The organism is Halosimplex litoreum (assembly GCF_016065055.1).
GTDB classification, from domain to species: Archaea; Halobacteriota; Halobacteria; order Halobacteriales; family Haloarculaceae; genus Halosimplex; species Halosimplex litoreum.
The window spans coordinates 2,747,022-2,764,098 of the sequence record NZ_CP065856.1; the positions used below are offsets into that span (position 1 = coordinate 2,747,022).

A 17,077-nucleotide genomic window follows, 5' to 3' on the forward strand; every position below is an offset into this window, starting at 1 on the left:
CGACGGTCAGAGGTCGACGCGGTCGAAGGTGTAGTAGCTGACCGCGGCGGCGAGCCCGATCCAGAGGAGGAGACTCACGAAGACGGCGGGGTCGGAGAAGTAGACGGGGAGGCCGGACCCGCCGGTCTGGCAGACGGTCTGGTTGCGGAACATGGTCTGGCGAACCTGCGGGGTGCCGCCGAGCACGTCGCCGCAGATGACGCCCATGGCCTCGGAGCCCTGCTGGAACATGCCGTAGCGGGCGGTGGTCGCGGCGCCCGCGCCCTCGCCGAGCATCGAGTTGGTGAGCGTCCTGTACGCCTGGGTCGGGCTGAGCAGCTTGACGAACAGGACGATCTGCCAGCGCAGCGCCTCCCCGATCCCGGCGAAGTCGGCCAGCAGGTCGCCGATCGAGTTCGCGAGGGAGTTCCAGGCGAAGGAGAGGTAGAAGTAGACGATGCCGGCGCCGGCCAGCGACCGGAGGTTCGTCGACATCGCGCCGGAGATGCTGACGACGACGGCGGTGAAGACCACGGTGAAGACGACCGTGTACAGGACGAACCACGCGAAGACGCCGAGCTTGAAGGTGAACGGCGAGACGGCGAAAAACAGGCCCGTCAGGCCGAGCGCCGCGAGCAGCGGGACGCCGACGACGGCGCTGCGGCCGACGACCTTCCCGACGATCACGTCGCGGCGGGAGAACGGCAGCGACAGGAGCACCTTCAGCGACCCGCTGGTGCGCTCGTCGGAGACGGCCGCGTAGGCCGCGAAGATGGCGACGATGGGAACCAGCAGCGTGACGATGTCCAGGTACGGCCGAGAGATCGCCACCTGGAGGCCGAACTCCTGCAGGCGCCGCGGCACCTGCTCGGCACCGCGCAGGGTCCACCAGTTGCGCGCCGCCGGGATGACGAACAGCGTCGTGAACAGGAAGGAGAGAACCCACAGCCCCTTCGATCGGATGGCGTCGCGGAACTCCTTTTTGGCGACCGGGTACCAGTCGAAGGTCTCGCGAAGCGCGCCGTCGAGACCGCCGCCGCCGCTCTCGGCGTCCGCGCTCATCGGTCCGCACCTCCCTCGGCGTCGTCGGCCTTCGCATCGCCGTCGGCGTCCGTATCGCTCCCGCCGCCCGCGGTCGCCGCCGGGGTGGCGTCGGTCTCGGCGTCGGTGTAGGCGGCGAACAGGTCTTCGAGCGACGCCTCCTCGGTCTCGAAGTCGTCGACCGCGATCCCGGCGTCCTCGATCGCAGTGAGGACGCTCATCTTCGCGTCGCTGTCGACCGCGACGACGAGGTCGTCACCCTCTACGGTCGCGCCTTCGACCGCCGGAACCTCGTGTGCGGCCTCGGCGGCGGCATCCGCATCGTCGGGGTCGACGCTGACGACCAGTCGCGTCCCGGTGTCGGTCGCCCCGCGCAGGCCCCCGACGGTATCGACGGCGATCACCTCGCCGTCCTGGAGGATGGCGACGCGGTCGCAGACCGATTCGACCTGCCCGAGGATGTGACTGGAGAAGAAGACGGTCGCTCCCCGCTCGTTCTCCTCGCGGACGATCTGTCGCATCAGGCGCGCGCCGTTGGGGTCCAGTCCCGAGGAGGGCTCGTCGAGGATCAGCAGATCGGGCTCGCCGACCAAGGCCATGCCCAGCGCGAGCCGCTGGGCCATCCCGCGGGAGTACCCCCCGACCTTGCGGTCGAGGTCCTCGCGGTCGAGGCCGACGCGGTCGGCGATGGCCTCGGGGTCGGGGTCGGCCCGCTTTGCCTCGCCGACGAACTCGAGGTGGTGGCGACCGGTCAGGCGGTCGTACAGGTCGTAGCCCTCCGGGAGCACCCCCAGTCGCTCACGGATGGTCTCCGACTCCTCGCGGGCGTCGAGACCGAGCACTTCGGCCGAGCCCGCGGTCGGCCGGACGAAGTCGAGGAGGATGTCGATGGTCGTCGTCTTGCCGGCGCCGTTGGGCCCCAGAAACCCGAACACGTCCCCGTCCTCGACGGTCATGTCGACCCCCCGCAAGGCGGTGACGTCGTCGAAGCGTTTCGTCACGCCGTCGAGTTCGATCGCTGGCATGGCCGGGCCTTTCGCGCCCTCCGATTTAGGTTTTGATACACTTTCGACCCCCCGACCGACGAGTCCGTCGGGGTAGTGGTGGCGCGGGCGGCGGGCGGCCCGCGGGGTGCGGTGGACGCCGGCCACGCCCGGACGCCGGTCTCACACCTCGTCGTCGGGGTCGTGCGAGTCGGCCATCGACCGGGCCTGGGTCGCGTAGCGCTCGCGCTCGTCGTCGGCCGTCGGCTCTAGCTTCTCGGAGTCGACGTCGACGGCCGCGGTCGTGGGTTTGCGCGAGAGCAACTGGAAGGACAGCTGTTTGGTGAGGTGGCGCTCGCCGTCGGTGGTGGCGTACACCAGCGTGACGAGGTTCTCGTCGCGGGAGATCCGGTCGACCAGCCAGCACCTGACCGTGTCGTCGCTCATACCGTCACGTGGAACGGCGCGGGTTTGTAGCCAGCGGATCGAGCGGTGGCGGGTCGCCGCCTCCTCGTCGGCCCCGCCCAGGGTCACGTCGACGAGCGCGGTCGGAACGAGGCCGGTGTCGTCCGCTCGGCACACTCGCGGCGCGCGACCGCGACGCCGGCGACGTGTTCGACCAGCAACGCGGTCGCGAGCGCCCCCGATCCGACGATATCGGGCGCGAGGCCGACGCCGAGGTCGGCGAGCGGGTCGCCGCTCGCGACTCCCGTCTCCAGAGCGAGCCAGGCGGTCGCGCCGGCGGCGGTGACGAGGCTGTAGCCGACGGTGCTGGGGTCGACGAGTCGCGACCCCAGCGGCGCCCCCCGGAGGGCGTCGACCTCGGCGGTGTGCTGGAGCGCCAGCGCGACGGCGAAGGCGACACTGCCGACGAACGCGCCGCGGGAGCCGCCGATAGCGGCGACGACGGCCAGCCACCCCGTCCAGACCGCGGTCTCGCTGAGCGCGACGCCCAGTGTTCGCCCGAGCGGGAACCCGACTGCGGAACCGTTGACCGCCAGGTCGACCAGGAACTGGCAGACGAGGAAGGCGACGGCGAGCACCACCGCGCCGACGGCGACGTCCCGAGCGGCGGGGCTCGCGCCGGCGAGCAACGCCAACCAGATCGACAGCGCCGCCGCTTCGACGCCGGTGACCGCCACGACCAGCACCCAGCGACAGGCCGCCGCGAGCACTCCCCGTCGGAAGACGTCGACCATGCGTCGCGCTCGCGCGGTGACCCACGTAGTTATCCGCCACCTACCGGCGACTGCACGGGTATCAATCGAGAGACTCCGGGCCACAGTTTCAAGACCCAGCGCGAGACAGGGGGTCACATGTCCCGACTCCGCGGAGTGCTCGACAGCGTCCGGGGGACGGGTGGGCGGGCGTGGGCCGGGTCCGTCGACGACCTGTGCTACGACGGCGAGTCGATCCGCGAGCGCGTCGAACTGGGCGAGGGCACTCGGGTCGTCGTCACGACCCACCGCCTGCTAGCGTTTACGCCCGACCGCGACGGAGAGAACTACCGCGCCGTCGAGCTGCCGAACGTCGCCGACGTGCGCGAAGGCCACGAGGGCGAGGACAACCTCATCCGACAGGGCGCCCGGCTCGGCGTCTACGGCGTCGTCCTGCTCGCAGTGGGCGTCTTCGTCGACTTCGGGTCGTTCGTCCCGACCGACGCGTTCGCGGGCGCCGGTGCCGGCCAGCTCGGGATGGGGGGGCTGCTCTCGATCCTCCAGCGGTTCCTCTCGCTGATCGCCCGCATCGACGAGTTCGCGCGGCTGATCGGCGCCTTCCTCGTGCTGTTCGCCGTCTTCGTCTTCGCCGTCTACCTGCTGACTCGCGACCGCGTGCTCGAAGTGACCGTCGCCGGCGACGACGACCCGATCCGCGTCCCCGCCGACGACGACACCATCGACGGCGCCGTCGCCGACCTGGAAGTCGTCCTGTTCGGGTCGGACGGGTCGGCCGAACCCGACGACGGCCCGCCCGAAGGTGCCGCGAGCGGCTCGGAGACCGGGAGCACGGACCCGCTCGGCGGGCGGTGAGCCCGGACGGGCCGGACCGCTCGGCGGTCCGCACTCCGTCTCGAGTTCAGTGGCCGGTGACGCCGACGGCCTCGTAGGGTTCTTCGAGGTACTCGCGCTCCGAGTCGCTCAGGTCGATCTCGACGGCTTCCACGGCGTCTTCGAGGTGGTCGACGCTGGAGACGCCGAGGATCGGCGCGTCGACGGCGGGCTGGTGGAGGAGCCACGCCAGCGAGATCTGGGCCATCGAGACGCCCTTCTCCGCGGCGAGTTCCTGGACCCGTTCGTTGGTCTCGACGCCGCCGCCGGCGCGGTAGTGTTCGTCGATCCGCTCGCTGCGCTCGGCGGCGTCGTTGGCGCCGCGCTCGGTGGATTCGAACTCGTCGTCCGGCCGCGCGAGATAGCCCCGGCCGAGCGGGCTCCACGGGATGGCGCCGACGCCCCGCTCCTCACAGAGCGGCAGCATCTCCCGTTCCTCTTCGCGGTAGACGAGGTTGTAGTGGTTCTGCATCGTCTCGAAACGGTCGAGGCCGAGCCGGTCGCTCGCGTGGAGCGCCTCGGCGAACTGGTAGGCCCACATCGAGGAGGCGCCCAGATACCGGACCTTCCCGCGGCGCACCGCGTCGTCCAGTGTTCGAAGCGTGGTCTCGATCGGGGTGTCCGGGTCCCACCGGTGGATCTGATACAGGTCGACCGTGTCGACGCCCAGCCGGTCGAGCGAGTTGTCGAGTTCCTGCTCGATGGTCTTCCGGGAGAGGCCCGCGGCGTTGGGGTGGTCGTCGACGCCGGGGAACCGGACCTTCGTCGCGATCACCTGCTCGTCGCGGTCGTACTCGGCCAGCGCGTCGCCGAGGATCGACTCGGACTCGCCGGCGTTGTAGACGTTGGCCGTGTCGAAGAAGTTCACACCCAGCTCGACCGCGCGGTCGACGATCTCCGTCGCCGTCTCCCGGTCGACGTTCCAGCCCTCGCCCGACTCGCTGAAGCTCATACAGCCGAGACAGATCTCGCTGACGCTCGTTCCCGTGCTCCCGAGTGTCGTGTACTCCATGCGGGCCGCACGAGTGGGCGAGGAAAGTGCCTGTGGGAACCGGCGGGTCGCTCCCCCTCGGTCCGCTCCCACGGCTCACATCGCTCACGGGGACACTCGCTCCTCCCCTCCGAGCGCGCGCTCGCCTCGTTCGCTCGCCGACCGCGTGACCCGATACAGCGAGCGGACGACCGGGAGAACGCATTTATCCACCGCCGGACATACACCGCCCGTGAACCTCGTTGCGGTCGGCCTCGGCGTCTTCCTGGTCGCGTTCGCCGTGTATATCGTCGGCGACCCAGTGAACCGGGTCCGGCTGTGGACCGCCACACGCGAGTACGAGCGTGACCCGACGGGTGCGAAGGAGACCCAGCGGACGAGGACGGTCGTCTACGCCACCGCCGTCGGCGCAACCGGGCTCCTGTTCGTCGCGCTCGGGGTGGCGCTCTGACGCGTCTCGGCCGGCGAGCAGCCGGTGGGGCTCCCGAGGCCCAGCGATCGGCGCGTCACCCGCACGGAGCAGGCACCCACCCCGCGGACGCAGGGTTCAAATCCGCCGAGTCGCTACCGACGAGCGATGGATCCCGACGCGGTCCGGGACCGAGCCGGCGAGTTGCCCGCCGAGCCCGGCGTCTACCAGTTCCTCGCCCGCGAATCGCGCGGCCGAGCGAAGCGAGGCCACGGAACTGACGAGCGGCGAAGCCGCGAGTCCCGCGGGTCGGGCGTGGCCGACGGTGACGGCGGCGATCCGGCCGACGCCGAGTCCGTCGGAGCCGACGCCGACCTCGCCGAGACGGACTCCTACGAACGGGTCCTCTACGTCGGGAAAGCGGTGAACCTGCGGAGTCGCGTGCGGTCGTACGCCGACCCGCGCAGCGAGCGCATCCGGCGGATGGTCGCCGCGGCCGAGTCCGTCGAGGTGGCGGTCACCGACACGGAGACCCAGGCCCTCCTCCTCGAAGCGAACCTGATCAAACGGCATCGGCCGCGGTACAACGTCCGGCTGAAAGACGACAAGTCCTACCCGCTGGTCCAGCTGACCGCTCACGAGTTTCCCCGGATCGAGATCACCCGCGACCCCGCTCCGGGCGCGACCGTCTTCGGCCCGTTCACCGACAAGGGCCGCCTGGAGACCGTGGTCAAGGCCGTCCGCGAGACCTACGGCCTGCGGGGCTGTTCGGACCACAAGTTCGAAAACCGCGACCGGCCGTGTCTCGACCACGACATCGGCCTCTGTTCGGGTCCCTGCGTCCCCGAGACCGACGTGGACGGCGAGGCCTACGTGGGCGACGCCGAGGCGGTCGAGCGGTTCTTCGAGGGGGAGACGGGGGCGCTGGCGGACCCGATCCGCCGCGAGATGGAGGCCGCGGCGGGCGACCGGGAGTTCGAGCGGGCGGCGAACTGCCGCGACCGGCTGGACGCGGTCGAAGCGATCCACGGCGAGGCCGGCGACGCGGTGGCGAACGAGGGCCGCCACGAGGACGCCGAGCGCGAGCGGGCGGTGGACGTGCTCGGCGTCGCCGTCGAGGGCGAGACCGCGACGGTCGCGCGCCTGCACAGCGAGGACGGCAAGCTTGTCGACCGCGAGCGCCACACGCTCGACGCGCCGGCGGGCGAACGCGCCGGTGCGGTGTTGGCGGCCTTTATCACCCAGTTCTACGCCGAGCGCGAGCTGCCCGACGCCGTCCTCTGTTCGGACCACCCCGACGACGCCGACCTGGAGGCGTGGCTGGAGCGGGAGGGCGTCGCCCTGCGGGTGCCCGGTGCCGGCCGCGAGGCGACGCTGGTCGACTTGGCGCTGAAGAACGCCCGCCGCCGGGACCGAAGGGACGACGAGGGGCGGGCGCTGGCCGACGCGCTCGGTCTGGACTCGCGGGTCGAGCGGATCGAGGGCTTCGACGTGAGCCACGCCCAGGGACGGTCGGCGGTCGGCAGCGACGTGACCGTCGTCGACGGCGAACCCGCGAAGGCCGACTACCGACGGAAGAAGCTGACCGACGAGAACGACGACTACGCGAACATGCGGTCGCTGGTTCGGTGGCGCGCCGACCGCGCCGTGGACGGCCGTGACGACCGGCCCGACCCCGACCTGCTGCTCATCGACGGCGGTGAGGGCCAACTGGGCGCTGCGCGCGACGCGCTCGCGGCCGCGGGCTGGGACGTGCCCGCGATCGCCCTCGCCAAAGACGAGGAACTGGTCGTGACTCCCACAGGGGTGTACGACTGGCCGGACGACGCCGGCCACCTGCATCTCCTCCAGCGCGCCCGCGACGAGGCCCACCGCTTCGCCGTCCAGTACCACCAGACCCTTCGGGACGACGTCTCCACCGTGCTGGACGACATCGACGGCGTGGGCCCCGAGACGCGCAAGCGGCTCCTCCGGCGGTTCGGCAGCATCGAGAACGTCCGGTCGGCCTCCCGCGAGGAACTGGAGCGCGTCGACGGCGTCGGGGCCAAGACCGCCGGGACGCTCGCCGAGCGGCTGTGAGCGCCGCCCGACGGAGCCGCGCCCGCCGGAGCCGCGCCCGCCAGGCGACACGTGATTTATTACGCCGCCGCCGGAACTGTCGACCGAACCGCTATGTCCCGATCTGGTCCCGATTCAGGCCCCCTCCCCGGTTCGCTCTCGCGGACGTGGCAGTACGCCCTCGTCGGCGGCGTGATATCGATGCCACTCACGCTCGCCGCTTACTGGAGTTCCGGCGCGAGCGACTCGTTTTCGTTCAACATGGTCGTCGTCGGTGGAGTGGTCGCCGGCTTCCTCGCCCGCCGGTACTCGGCCGACGTGAGCGCTGCGAGTCTCAGGGCCGGCGTGATCGGCGGCCTGGCCGGCTACGTCTGGATGGCTCCGGGGATACTCGCCACCGCCGAAAGTTTCGCCGAGGCGTGGTCGTTCGCGCCCGCGACCGGACTGCTGTTCGCCGTCTTCAGTGCCGTCGTCCTCTGCATTGCAGCGATCCCGGGGCTGATCGGCGGCGTCGTCGGCGCCTGGATCTGCGGGGTGCTCGGTCGGGAGAGCCCGCCGACCGCGAGCGCCTGAGGCCGCTGGTTGCCGTCGACCGGTAGGCTCGCGCTACGCGCGAAGCCGGCGGGTAACTATCGGCGCGGTCGCCGACGACCCTCCATGGCGTATCGAACGACCCTCGGGTGGTCGCTCATCAGTTCCGGCGTCGTCACGCTCCTGCTCGAATTCCTCCCGTACCCGTCGCTCTACTGGGGGGTTGGTCTGCTCGTCTTGGGACTTCTCGTCTTCTTCACGCGGCGGATCTACTGACGGCGCCGACCGAGCGGGTCCCCGCCCGTCCGAAACGGTCAACGGGGCGCCCCCCGTGGACCCGATACCGTGACAGACCCACCCTCGACCGACGCGGCGGACCGTCCGCCGGACGCCCTCGCCGCCGCGGCGCCCGAACGGCGGGTCGTCGAGACCGAGCGCCGACCGCACGACGCCGATCGGGCGACCGCCGCGAACCCCGTCCACGCGGTCGGGATCGGTCCCGGGAGCCTCGAGTACCTCACCCCGCGGGGCGAGCGGGCGATCCGCGAGGCCGACGCGGTCGTCGGGTTCGAGACCGTCGTCGACTACGTCCGCGACCGGATCGACGGCGACGTCTTCGCCTGCGGTTACGACGACCAGGGTGAGACGCTGGCCGCGTTCGCCGACCGCGTCGCCGACGGCGCCGCGGGGACGGCGGTGTTGATGGGCGACCCCAACGTCTCGGGGTACCAGTTCCTCGGTCGCGTCGAACGGGCCGTCGACGATCCGGTCGAGGTCGTGCCGGGGATCTCCGCGGTCCAGGTCGCCGCGAGCCGTGCCCGGACGCCGATCGAGGACGCGACGTTCGTCACGCTCCACAGGCGCGGCGACCTGACCGCCGCCCGCGAGCGACTGCGGGCCGCGGTCGGCGACCGCCACCTGCTCGTGCTCCCGCGACCCTACGACCTGATGCCCGGGGACGTGGCCGCCGACCTGTGCGACGCCGGCGCCGACCCGGCCCTCACCGCGCTCGTCTGCGAGCGACTCACCCACGCCGACGAAGCGGTGACGCGGGCCACGCTCGGCGAACTGGCGGCCCACGCGGGCGGCGACGGCCCCGACGACACGCCCTTTTCGGATCTGTCGGTGCTGGTCGTCCGGGCCGACGACCCCGAGCCGGGGCGAACGGGAGGCCGCGACGAATGAAGGGCCTGGTCCTCGGCGGGACGAGTTCCGGCGTCGGCAAGACCGTCGCGACGCTCGCCGTCGTCCGCGCCCTCGACCGCGAGGGCGTCGCCGTTCAGCCGGCCAAGGCCGGCCCCGACTTCATCGACCCGAGCCACCACGAGCGCGTCGCCGGTCGCCGTTCGCGGACGCTCGACCGCTGGCTCCAGGGCGAGGACGGCCTCCGGCGCAACTACTACCGCGGTGAGGGCGACGTCTGCGTCGTCGAGGGTGTCATGGGGCTGTACGACGGCGACGCCTCCTCGACGGCGATGGTCGCCGAGACGCTCGACCTGCCCGTCGTCCTCGTCGTCGACGCCGAGGCGGGGATGGAGAGCGTCGCCGCCACCGCCGTCGGCTTCCGCGAGTACGCGTCCCACGCCGGTCGGGACATCGACCTGACGGGCGTGATCGCCCAGCGCGCCCACGGCGGCCGACACGCCGAGGGGATCCGGGAGGCGCTGCCCGAGGACCTGACCTACGTCGGCCGGATCGCACCCGACGACGACCTCGACATCCCGGACCGACACCTCGGCCTCCACATGGGCGGCGAATCGCCGCTCGACGAGGGCGCGGTGGACGCCGCCGCCGCACACCTCCGAGTCGACCGGCTGCGCGAAGTGGCCCGGGAACCGGCCGAACCGGACGACCAGGGGTTCACCGCGGCGCAACCCGAGCGTGGCGACGGCGACCGCCCCCGCGTCGCCGTCGCGCGCGACGATGCCTTCTGCTTCGCCTACCCGGCGACGCTCGAACGGATCCGCGAGCGGGGCGAACTCGTCCCGTTCGCGCCCGCCGACGGCGAGGCCCTCCCCGACTGCGACGGCGTCTACCTCCCCGGCGGCTACCCCGAGAACCACGCCGCCGCCCTCGCCGAGAGCCCCGCACTCGACACGCTGGCCGACCGCGCCGCCGACGGTCTCCCCGTCTTCGGCGAGTGCGGCGGGCTGATGGCCCTCTCGGAGTCGCTGACGACGACGGAGGGGACGACCCACGAGATGGCCGGCGTCCTGCCCGCCGACGTGGCGATGCGCGACCGGTATCAGGCGCTGGACCACGTCGAGCTGCGTGCGCGGACCGACACCCTCACCGCAGCGGCGGGCGAGCGTCGCCGAGGCCACGAGTTCCACTACTCGACGGCCGACCCCGCCGGCGACGCCCGCTTCGCCTTCGACGTGGAACGCGGCGAGGGCATCGCCGACGGTCGCGACGGCCTCACCGAACACCGGACGCTCGGCACCTACTGCCACTGCCACCCCGAGAGCGGCGCCGTCGACGCCTTCCTCGACGCGCTGTAGCCGTTTCTCTCAGGCCCGGTCGACGGCCCCCGTTCCCCGCGCAACTCCATTTTGTATCGCGAAATGCAATTTATAAATCCGATCGGACCGCTCGAAGCACGTGCGAGAACGCCGGCGAAGCGGTCGCTCGGCGGGCTGGATCGGGAATTTCGCTGGAGACGAGTGGCTATCGCGGGACGAACTCGCCGATCAGGTCGACGACGGCGTCCGGTCGCTCGCGGGGCGCCCAGTGAGCGCAGTCCTCGAGGAGCTGGAACTCCGCGTCGGGGATGCGGGCGGCCGCCCGATCGCTCCAGTGGTAGGGGAACACCTCGTCGCACTCGCCGTGGAGTAGCAGCGTCGGGGTGTCGAGGCCGTCGAGGCGGCCGGTGAAATCCGTCCGGTAGCCATCGGGGCCGACTTCCGCGGCGCGAAAGCTCCGGTAGGCCTTCCCGACGCCGGGGCGCTTGGCCTCTTCCCAGACGGCGTCGACTGCCTCCGCCGAGAGGCGATCGGTGTCGTGGACGATGGTCCCCAGGCTGGCCTTCGTGAACCCCCGACTGCGCCGCATCAACGCGATAGCGAGCCTGTTGGTCACCCCCTGTTTCGACAGCAGACGCGTGAGCCCGCCGTTGGGGAGTTCGGTCCCGAGCCCGTAGCTGTCGAGCAGGACGAGCCTGTCGACGCGCGCAGGCGACCGGAGTGCGAGTCCCAGCGCGGCGCCGCCGCCCATCGAGATGCCGGCGACCGCGGGCCGGTCGAGGCCGACCGTCTCGACGAACGCCTCGACCACCTCGACGTGGGTGTCCAGCGAGTAGGTCACGTCGGGCTTGGCGCTGCGACCGTACCCCAGGAGGTCGGGCGCGACCACGCGATAGTCGCGTGCGAGCGGGCCGAGGACGGCACCCCAGCTCACGCTCGCCGCGTCGACGATCCCGCCGTGCAGGAGGACGAGCGGCGGATCCGCCGGGTCGCCGGCGGCCAGGTAGTGAACCCGATAGCCGTCGACGACGGCCGTCTCGTGACTTGCCTCGACCATACGGTCCGGTCGCCCGCCGGACCAATCAATCCCGCGGCGCGATATCGAACACGCGAACTCGAGCGTCTAGCAGCGTCATCAGGTGGTCGCCGTCGAGGACGGTCACGTCGGCGTCGGGCAGTCGGTCCCGCAGGCGTTCGGCGTCTTCCAACGGGACGTTCGCGTCGTCGCTGCCGTGCCACAGGCGGACCGGTACCGCCACGTCCGTCGGCGAGACGCCCCAGCCCTCGCCGACCCAGACGAGTTCGGTGACCGCGCCGTCGCGCGAGCGACCGAGGGCTTCGAGGAAGTCCGCGCGAACGAGTTCGGCCGCGTCGGCCGAAACGTCTCCGGGGTCGTCGGTGTACTGCGCGAGCACGGTCGACGGTCCGCTCCGCTCGGCCAGTCGGACCTGCGCCCGGAGAGCCGCCCTGAGGAGCCGCGGCGTCGTCGCCGCCAGTCGGCCCAGGAGGCGCTGGAGCGGCGGCGTCTCGGTGGCGACCGACGGCGGCGCGGCCCCCGAGACGAGGTCGAGCCGGCCGACCAGATCCGGCCGTTCCGACCCGAGCGCGAGCGCGTCGGCGGCGCCGCCGGAGAACGCGACGACGCGCGCCCGCTCGACCCCGGCGTCCGCGAGCAGCGGTTCGAACCACGCGGCCGCGTCGGCCGGCCCCCGTCCCGGCCAGTCCGAGGACTCGCCGAACCCCGGCCGATCCGGGGCGAGCAGGCGGACGCCGGCCTCACGCGCGGCGTCGTCGAGGAGCGCGCTCAGCCGCCGCGAGCCCGGCGTCCCGTGGAGGAAGACGGCCGGCTCGCCGTCGGCCGTCCCGTACTCGGCGTACGCTAACTCTCGTCCTGTCGTCCCGTATTCGACCGTTCGCGGCTCGTCGCCGGTGTCGGCCGCCGTCGGCGCGGCGCCGGTCTCGCCACCGTCCGACGACGCGGTGTCGGTCCCGTCGGTGCGCTCCGCGGGGGTCGACTGGCTCATCGATCGATCGTAATCACGCTGGACCCTCGGCCGTTGTCCCGGATCAGTACGGTCTTTTATATGCAGATGGAAGCGGCGACCGATGCGGCAGGTCACCTTCGAGACGACGTACCCACCCGAGGCGGCTCACCCGATCCACCGGCGACTGGCGGACGAGGGGCCGGCGACGCGGGCCGACGTGCTGATCTGGGGGCCGACGGCCGACGTGACGGCGCTCGTCTGGTTCGACGGGGAACCGTCGGCGGTGGAGGAAGTGCTCGACGCGGTCGACTCGGCGACGGGGACGCAGCTGGTCGCCGCCGACGACGGAACCTACGCGTTCGTCCGTCAGTCCGAGTACGAACTCCCCGACGACGCGCTGGAAGCGGTCGCCGGCTCGCGAGTCGCCTTCGTGCCGCCACTTTCGTTCCGGGCGTCGGGCGTCGCGCGGTTCGAAGCGGTCGGCGAACCGGCCGCCGTTTCGGAGTTCTACGGGGACCTGGACGCGGCTTTCGACACGGCGGTGGTCCGGGTTCGCGAGTTCCGCCGCTGGCCCGAGCCAGCGCGGTTGACCGACCGCCAGCGGCAGGCGCTGGAAGCCGCCGTCGCCGTCGGCTACTACGACGTAGACCGGTCGGGCTCGGTCACCGACGTGGCGGCGGAACTGGACTGCGCACCCAGTACGGCGGGCGAACTCCTGCGGCGGGCGGAATCGACGGTTCTGACGGCGTTCGTCGGCGAGTCGTGACCGCCTCGGCACGATCGCTCGGGCGTCGGTCGCCGGCAGGCGTCGCGGCAACCGCAACCTGAAGGGTCGGGCGGCGCCAACGTGTGGTATGCCCACGCTCTCCGAGATCCGGGTCTACCCCGTCAAGTCGCTCGACCCCGAACCCGTTCAGTCGGTCCGGCTGACCGACGCGGGCGCTATCGCGGCCGACCGCGAGTACGCCCTGTTCGACGCCGACGGCGACTACGTCAACGGGAAAAGCGAGCGTCGGATCCACCGCATCCGCTCCGAGTTCGACTTCGAGACTGGTGAACTCCGCCTGCGCGAAGAGGGAACCGACGGCTGGGACCGGTTCGACCCCGACGCCGACCGCGACGGGCTCGAAGCGTGGTTCGGCGACTTTCTGGGCTACGACGTGACCGTCCGACGCGACGACGAACGGGGGTATCCCGACGACACGAACGCCGGCGGGCCGACGCTCGTCTCGACGGGCACGCTCGAAGCCGCCGCCGAGTGGTTCGACGGGGAGTCGGGGCGACCGGCGATCGACGCCCCGGAACTCCGGCGACGCTTTCGCCCGAACCTCGTCGTCGACGCGCCCGCCTTCTGGGAGGACCGACTGTACGCAGATCGCGAGTCGACCGTCCCCTTCTCCGTCGGCGGCGTCGCGTTCGCCGGCGTCAACCCCTGTCAGCGCTGCGTCGTCCCGACACGGGACCCGACGACCGGCGAGGCCGACGACGGCTTCCGCGAGCGGTTGATCGAGCGCCGCCGGGCGACCCTGCCCGAGTGGGTCGACCGCGACTGGTACGACCACTTCTACCGACTGATGGTCAACACCCGCGTCCCCGGCGCCCCCGCGACGCTCTCGGTCGGAAACTCGGTCACCTGCGACCGCGAACCGACCGCTGACGCGGCCTGAAGCCGCTATCCTCCGTCCGCTCTCGACTCGTCGACTTCGCCACACGCGCCTCGATAAACCTCTATCCGCGATACGGAACCGGTTCCGCGACGGGGTGGCAGCGGCTGGGGACGGTAGGCGGCTCGGAGACCACGAGCGGTGAGAAATCCGTCGCCGAGTCAGTTGTCGTCGTCGTCGAGACCGCCGCCCCAGTTCAGGGCGTCGGCCTGCTTGCCGCCGGTGCCGCCGGTGCCGCCGTTGCCGCCACCGCCGAAGCGTCTGACGGCGGCGCCGAGGGCGGCGACCGCGGCGACCGCGCCGGCGCCGGCGTAGGGGAGCCAGTCGGGCTCGATATCGAGTCCGTCCAGCGGGCCGCCACCGCCCCCACCGCCCCCACCGCCCCCACTCTCGCCATCGCCGTCTGCACCGCCACCGGTGGTCGTCGGCGATGGTGTCGGTGCGTCGGTCGGCGTGGTCGCGTCGCCGGCCGCCGTCGTGGACCCCGGTGTCCCGGTCGGGGTGGCGGTCGGAGTGTCACCGGCCGGGCCGTCGTTCGGCGTCGCCGTCGGCGTCTCGGTCGGCGTCGTTCCGGCGGGCGTGTCCGTCGGCGTCGGCGTGCCGTCGGCGCCATCCGTCGGCGTCGATGTCGACGTGCCGGCCGGCGTCGAGGGGTCGCCCGGCGTCGCCGTCGGCGCGGGCGTCTGGACGGTGTTGGGCGGGTCGAGCGCGGCGACCTCGGCGCTGGCGACGTAGACGGTGTCGTTACCGAAGGCGGCGGTCGTCCGCAGCGGCGCGGCGGTGTCGTAGGCCCACCGCTCGCTCCCGTCGGCCGCGTCGAAGGCGTAGATACTCTCGTTCTCGCTGCCGACGGTCACGAGGTCGCCGGCGACGCCGGGCTTGGCGCGGATCGCCGTGCCGACCTCCGCCTGCCATCGGTCGTTGCCTTCCAGGTCGAAGGCGTACAGCGACCCGGCGACCGTCCCGACGTAGACGGTGTCACCCGCCACGGTCGGGGCGGCCCTGACGGCGCCGTCCAGCTCGACCGACCACCGCTCGCTGCTCCGGTCGTCGCGCTCGGCGTTCACCGCGTAGAACCGACCGTTGCGGTCGCCGACGTAGACGGTGTCGGCGCTCGCGGCCGGCGACGCGACGGCCGCGCTCTCGCGGACGCGGAAGCCCCACAGTTCCTCGCCCGTGGCGGCGTCGAACGCGGAGACGACGCCGCTGGGCGAACTCGCGTAGATCCGATCGCCGCCCACGGCCGGTCTGGTCCCACCGCTGTCGATGCGGCCGGTCCACCGTTCGGTCCCCGCCGCGCGGTCGACTCCGTAGAGCCGCCCGCCGGCGTCCATAGCGACGGCGAGGTCCGACCACGTGACCGGCGCCGTCGGCACCGGGTCGTCGGTCTCGACGGACCACCGCTCGGACCCGTCGGCCGCGGCGAGCGCGCGAACGGTTCCGTCGCCCGCCCCGAGGTAGGCGCCGTCGGCGTCGGCGACCGGGCCGGTCAGGTCGGTGTCGGCCTCGTAGCGCCACAGTTCGTCGCCCTCCGCCGGGTCCAGCGCGTGACAGACTCGCGCGTCGTCGGCGGTGTAGAGTGCGTCGTCCGTGAGCGCGGGTGACCCCGTCGCGGTCCCGTCGGTCGCGTACGTCCACCGCGTCGTCACCGCGTCGAACGACCCGCGGTCGATCGCGGTCTCCGGCCCGCTCTCGACGGCCACGTAGAGGTCGCCGACGACCGCGACCACGTCGTCGACGACCGATATCGAGGGGTCGTTGACGGGCAGGTCCGCCCGCCAGGCCTCGGTAGCGCCCGTACGAGGGTACGCGTAGACGGTGTCCTCGGCGGTCGCGACGTAGACGGCGTCGTCGGTGACGACCGGTTTGCGACTCGCCGGCGCGCCCAGGTCGACCGACCAGCGCTCGCTCCCGCGAGTCGTGTTGCGAGCGTAGAGCGTCCCCTCGGCCGTCGGGACGAACACCGTGTTGCGCGCGACGGTCGGCCCGCCGACGACGGCGCCGTCCAGGTCGACCCGCCAGCGGACCCGGCCGTCGGTTCTGTCGAGCGCGTACACCGTCCCGTCGCTGTCACCGACGTACACACGGTCGCCGCTGACGACCGGTGGAACCGCCTCCGTGCGAGCGTCGGCCTCGAACTGCCAGCGGCTGTTCCCGCTCGTCGCGTCGCGAGCGGAGACGGTCCCGTCGGCGGCGGCGACGAAGACGCGGTCGCCGCCGCGAGCCGGCGCGGCGGCGATCGACTCGCCGGCGTCGAACGACCACCTGTTGGCGCCGCCGTCGCGACTCAGCGAGTACAGCGTGCCGGCGTCGGTGCCCGCGAGGACCCGCGAGTCGGTGACCGTGACCGGCGCGGAGACGACGCCGTCGAGTTCGGTGCGCCAGTAGCGGCGCTGAGAGCCGGTTCGGACGGCCAGTACCGCAGCGCCGTCGTCCATGAACGCGGTGCCGCCGGCGACGGCCGCCGCGGTCGGCGAGGCGCTCTCGCCGTCGGTCTCGTAGCGCCATCGCGTCTCGCCCGAGCCGCGGTCGAGGGCGTACAGGCTGCCGTCCGTGCTCCGAACGTACGCGTTGACGTCGTCGAACGTCGGCTCCCCGGTCGCGTCGATAGCGCGGTCCCAGCGGACCGCGATCCCGTCGACGGGCGCGCTCGCGCTACTGTACCCGGTGTTTGCCGCATCGTACGCGAACATCGGCCAGTTCCGCGAGGCCGTCGCGTTCGTCATGCTCCCGACGGCCGAGGGCGGTTCGCCGGCGACAGTGGAGAGCGTCGAGCCGACCGCGCCGGCCGCGGTCAGGCCGGCGAGGAAGCGCCGTCGCGTCGGTGCGGGACCGCTCGTGTCTGAGTGCGGGGTCGTATCGTCCATCCAGCGGACCTCTGCCGGGGAGTCGTCCGGGCCCGTCAAATATCTTGTCGCACACCGCT

17 protein-coding genes are annotated in these 17,077 nt (G+C 72.2%); 9 read left to right on the forward strand and 8 right to left on the reverse strand.

Annotated features, from left to right (window positions below; translation table 11 throughout):
• Positions 1-6: 6 nt before the first annotated feature.
• The 4 genes from I7X12_RS13575 to I7X12_RS13590 all read right to left on the reverse strand — a co-directional run bounded on the left by I7X12_RS13575 (position 7) and on the right by I7X12_RS13590 (position 3,202).
• Positions 7-1,041 (reverse strand): ABC transporter permease subunit, encoded by a 1,035-nt coding sequence (locus I7X12_RS13575; RefSeq protein WP_198060600.1) that lies wholly within the window; start codon positions 1,039-1,041, stop codon positions 7-9.
• Complete coding sequence (locus I7X12_RS13580) at positions 1,038-2,045, reverse strand: ABC transporter ATP-binding protein (protein WP_198060601.1); 1,008 nt, start codon at positions 2,043-2,045, stop codon at positions 1,038-1,040. Before I7X12_RS13580 ends, I7X12_RS13575 begins: the two co-directional genes overlap by 4 nt.
• Positions 2,046-2,186: 141 nt before the next feature.
• Positions 2,187-2,450 (reverse strand): hypothetical protein, encoded by a 264-nt coding sequence (locus tag I7X12_RS13585; protein ID WP_198060602.1) that lies wholly within the window; start codon positions 2,448-2,450, stop codon positions 2,187-2,189.
• A gap of 83 nt (positions 2,451-2,533) precedes the next feature.
• A complete protein-coding gene (locus I7X12_RS13590) occupies positions 2,534-3,202 on the reverse strand; it encodes a hypothetical protein (protein WP_198060603.1) in 669 nt (222 codons plus the stop codon).
• A gap of 117 nt (positions 3,203-3,319) precedes the next feature.
• On the opposite strand from I7X12_RS13590, the gene I7X12_RS13595 reads away from it, so the two are divergent.
• Entirely contained in the window at positions 3,320-4,033 is a 714-nt protein-coding gene (locus tag I7X12_RS13595) for a hypothetical protein (protein ID WP_198060604.1), read from the forward strand.
• 46 nt (positions 4,034-4,079) lie between these two features.
• On the opposite strand, the gene I7X12_RS13600 is transcribed toward I7X12_RS13595, so the two are convergent.
• Positions 4,080-5,063, reverse strand: coding sequence for an aldo/keto reductase (locus I7X12_RS13600; RefSeq protein WP_198060605.1), 984 nt, complete (start codon positions 5,061-5,063; stop codon positions 4,080-4,082).
• 211 nt (positions 5,064-5,274) lie between these two features.
• On the opposite strand from I7X12_RS13600, the gene I7X12_RS13605 reads away from it, so the two are divergent.
• From I7X12_RS13605 to I7X12_RS13630, 6 genes are all read left to right on the forward strand, one after another.
• Positions 5,275-5,493, forward strand: coding sequence for a hypothetical protein (locus tag I7X12_RS13605; RefSeq protein WP_198060606.1), 219 nt, complete (start codon positions 5,275-5,277; stop codon positions 5,491-5,493).
• A gap of 126 nt (positions 5,494-5,619) precedes the next feature.
• Positions 5,620-7,530, forward strand: a complete 1,911-nt coding sequence (locus I7X12_RS13610; protein WP_198060607.1) for an excinuclease ABC subunit C — start codon at positions 5,620-5,622, stop codon at positions 7,528-7,530.
• Positions 7,531-7,710: 180 nt separating this feature from the next.
• Positions 7,711-8,082, forward strand: a complete 372-nt coding sequence (locus I7X12_RS13615) for a DUF5518 domain-containing protein (RefSeq protein WP_232342848.1) — start codon at positions 7,711-7,713, stop codon at positions 8,080-8,082.
• An 84-nt stretch (positions 8,083-8,166) separates the two neighbouring features.
• Positions 8,167-8,316 carry a hypothetical protein gene (locus tag I7X12_RS13620; RefSeq protein WP_198060609.1) on the forward strand — a complete coding sequence of 50 codons (150 nt, stop codon included), beginning with the start codon at positions 8,167-8,169 and terminating at the stop codon, positions 8,314-8,316.
• Positions 8,317-8,385: 69 nt separating this feature from the next.
• The gene (locus tag I7X12_RS13625) at positions 8,386-9,225 is read left to right on the forward strand and encodes a cobalt-precorrin-7 (C(5))-methyltransferase (RefSeq protein WP_198060610.1); all 840 of its coding nucleotides are present in this window, start codon (positions 8,386-8,388) and stop codon (positions 9,223-9,225) included.
• Positions 9,222-10,541: a cobyrinic acid a,c-diamide synthase gene (locus I7X12_RS13630; protein WP_198060611.1), complete on the forward strand. Its 1,320-nt coding sequence runs from the start codon at positions 9,222-9,224 to the stop codon at positions 10,539-10,541. Before I7X12_RS13625 ends, I7X12_RS13630 begins: the two co-directional genes overlap by 4 nt.
• A 166-nt stretch (positions 10,542-10,707) precedes the next feature.
• On the opposite strand, the gene I7X12_RS13635 is transcribed toward I7X12_RS13630, so the two are convergent.
• Both I7X12_RS13635 and I7X12_RS13640 read right to left on the reverse strand, forming a co-directional pair.
• A complete protein-coding gene (locus I7X12_RS13635; protein WP_198060612.1) occupies positions 10,708-11,559 on the reverse strand; it encodes an alpha/beta fold hydrolase in 852 nt (283 codons plus the stop codon).
• A 25-nt stretch (positions 11,560-11,584) separates the two neighbouring features.
• Complete coding sequence (locus tag I7X12_RS13640) at positions 11,585-12,526, reverse strand: alpha/beta fold hydrolase (protein ID WP_198060613.1); 942 nt, start codon at positions 12,524-12,526, stop codon at positions 11,585-11,587.
• A gap of 82 nt (positions 12,527-12,608) precedes the next feature.
• Between I7X12_RS13640 and I7X12_RS13645 the strand changes: the two genes are divergently transcribed.
• Positions 12,609-13,253, forward strand: a complete 645-nt coding sequence (locus I7X12_RS13645; RefSeq protein ID WP_198060614.1) for a helix-turn-helix domain-containing protein — start codon at positions 12,609-12,611, stop codon at positions 13,251-13,253.
• A gap of 88 nt (positions 13,254-13,341) precedes the next feature.
• Positions 13,342-14,154, forward strand: a complete 813-nt coding sequence (locus tag I7X12_RS13650; protein WP_198060615.1) for an MOSC domain-containing protein — start codon at positions 13,342-13,344, stop codon at positions 14,152-14,154.
• 158 nt (positions 14,155-14,312) lie between these two features.
• Here I7X12_RS13650 and I7X12_RS13655 read toward each other — a convergent pair whose 3' ends face one another.
• A complete protein-coding gene (locus I7X12_RS13655; protein ID WP_198060616.1) occupies positions 14,313-17,018 on the reverse strand; it encodes an outer membrane protein assembly factor BamB family protein in 2,706 nt (901 codons plus the stop codon).
• Positions 17,019-17,077 lie beyond the last annotated feature (59 nt).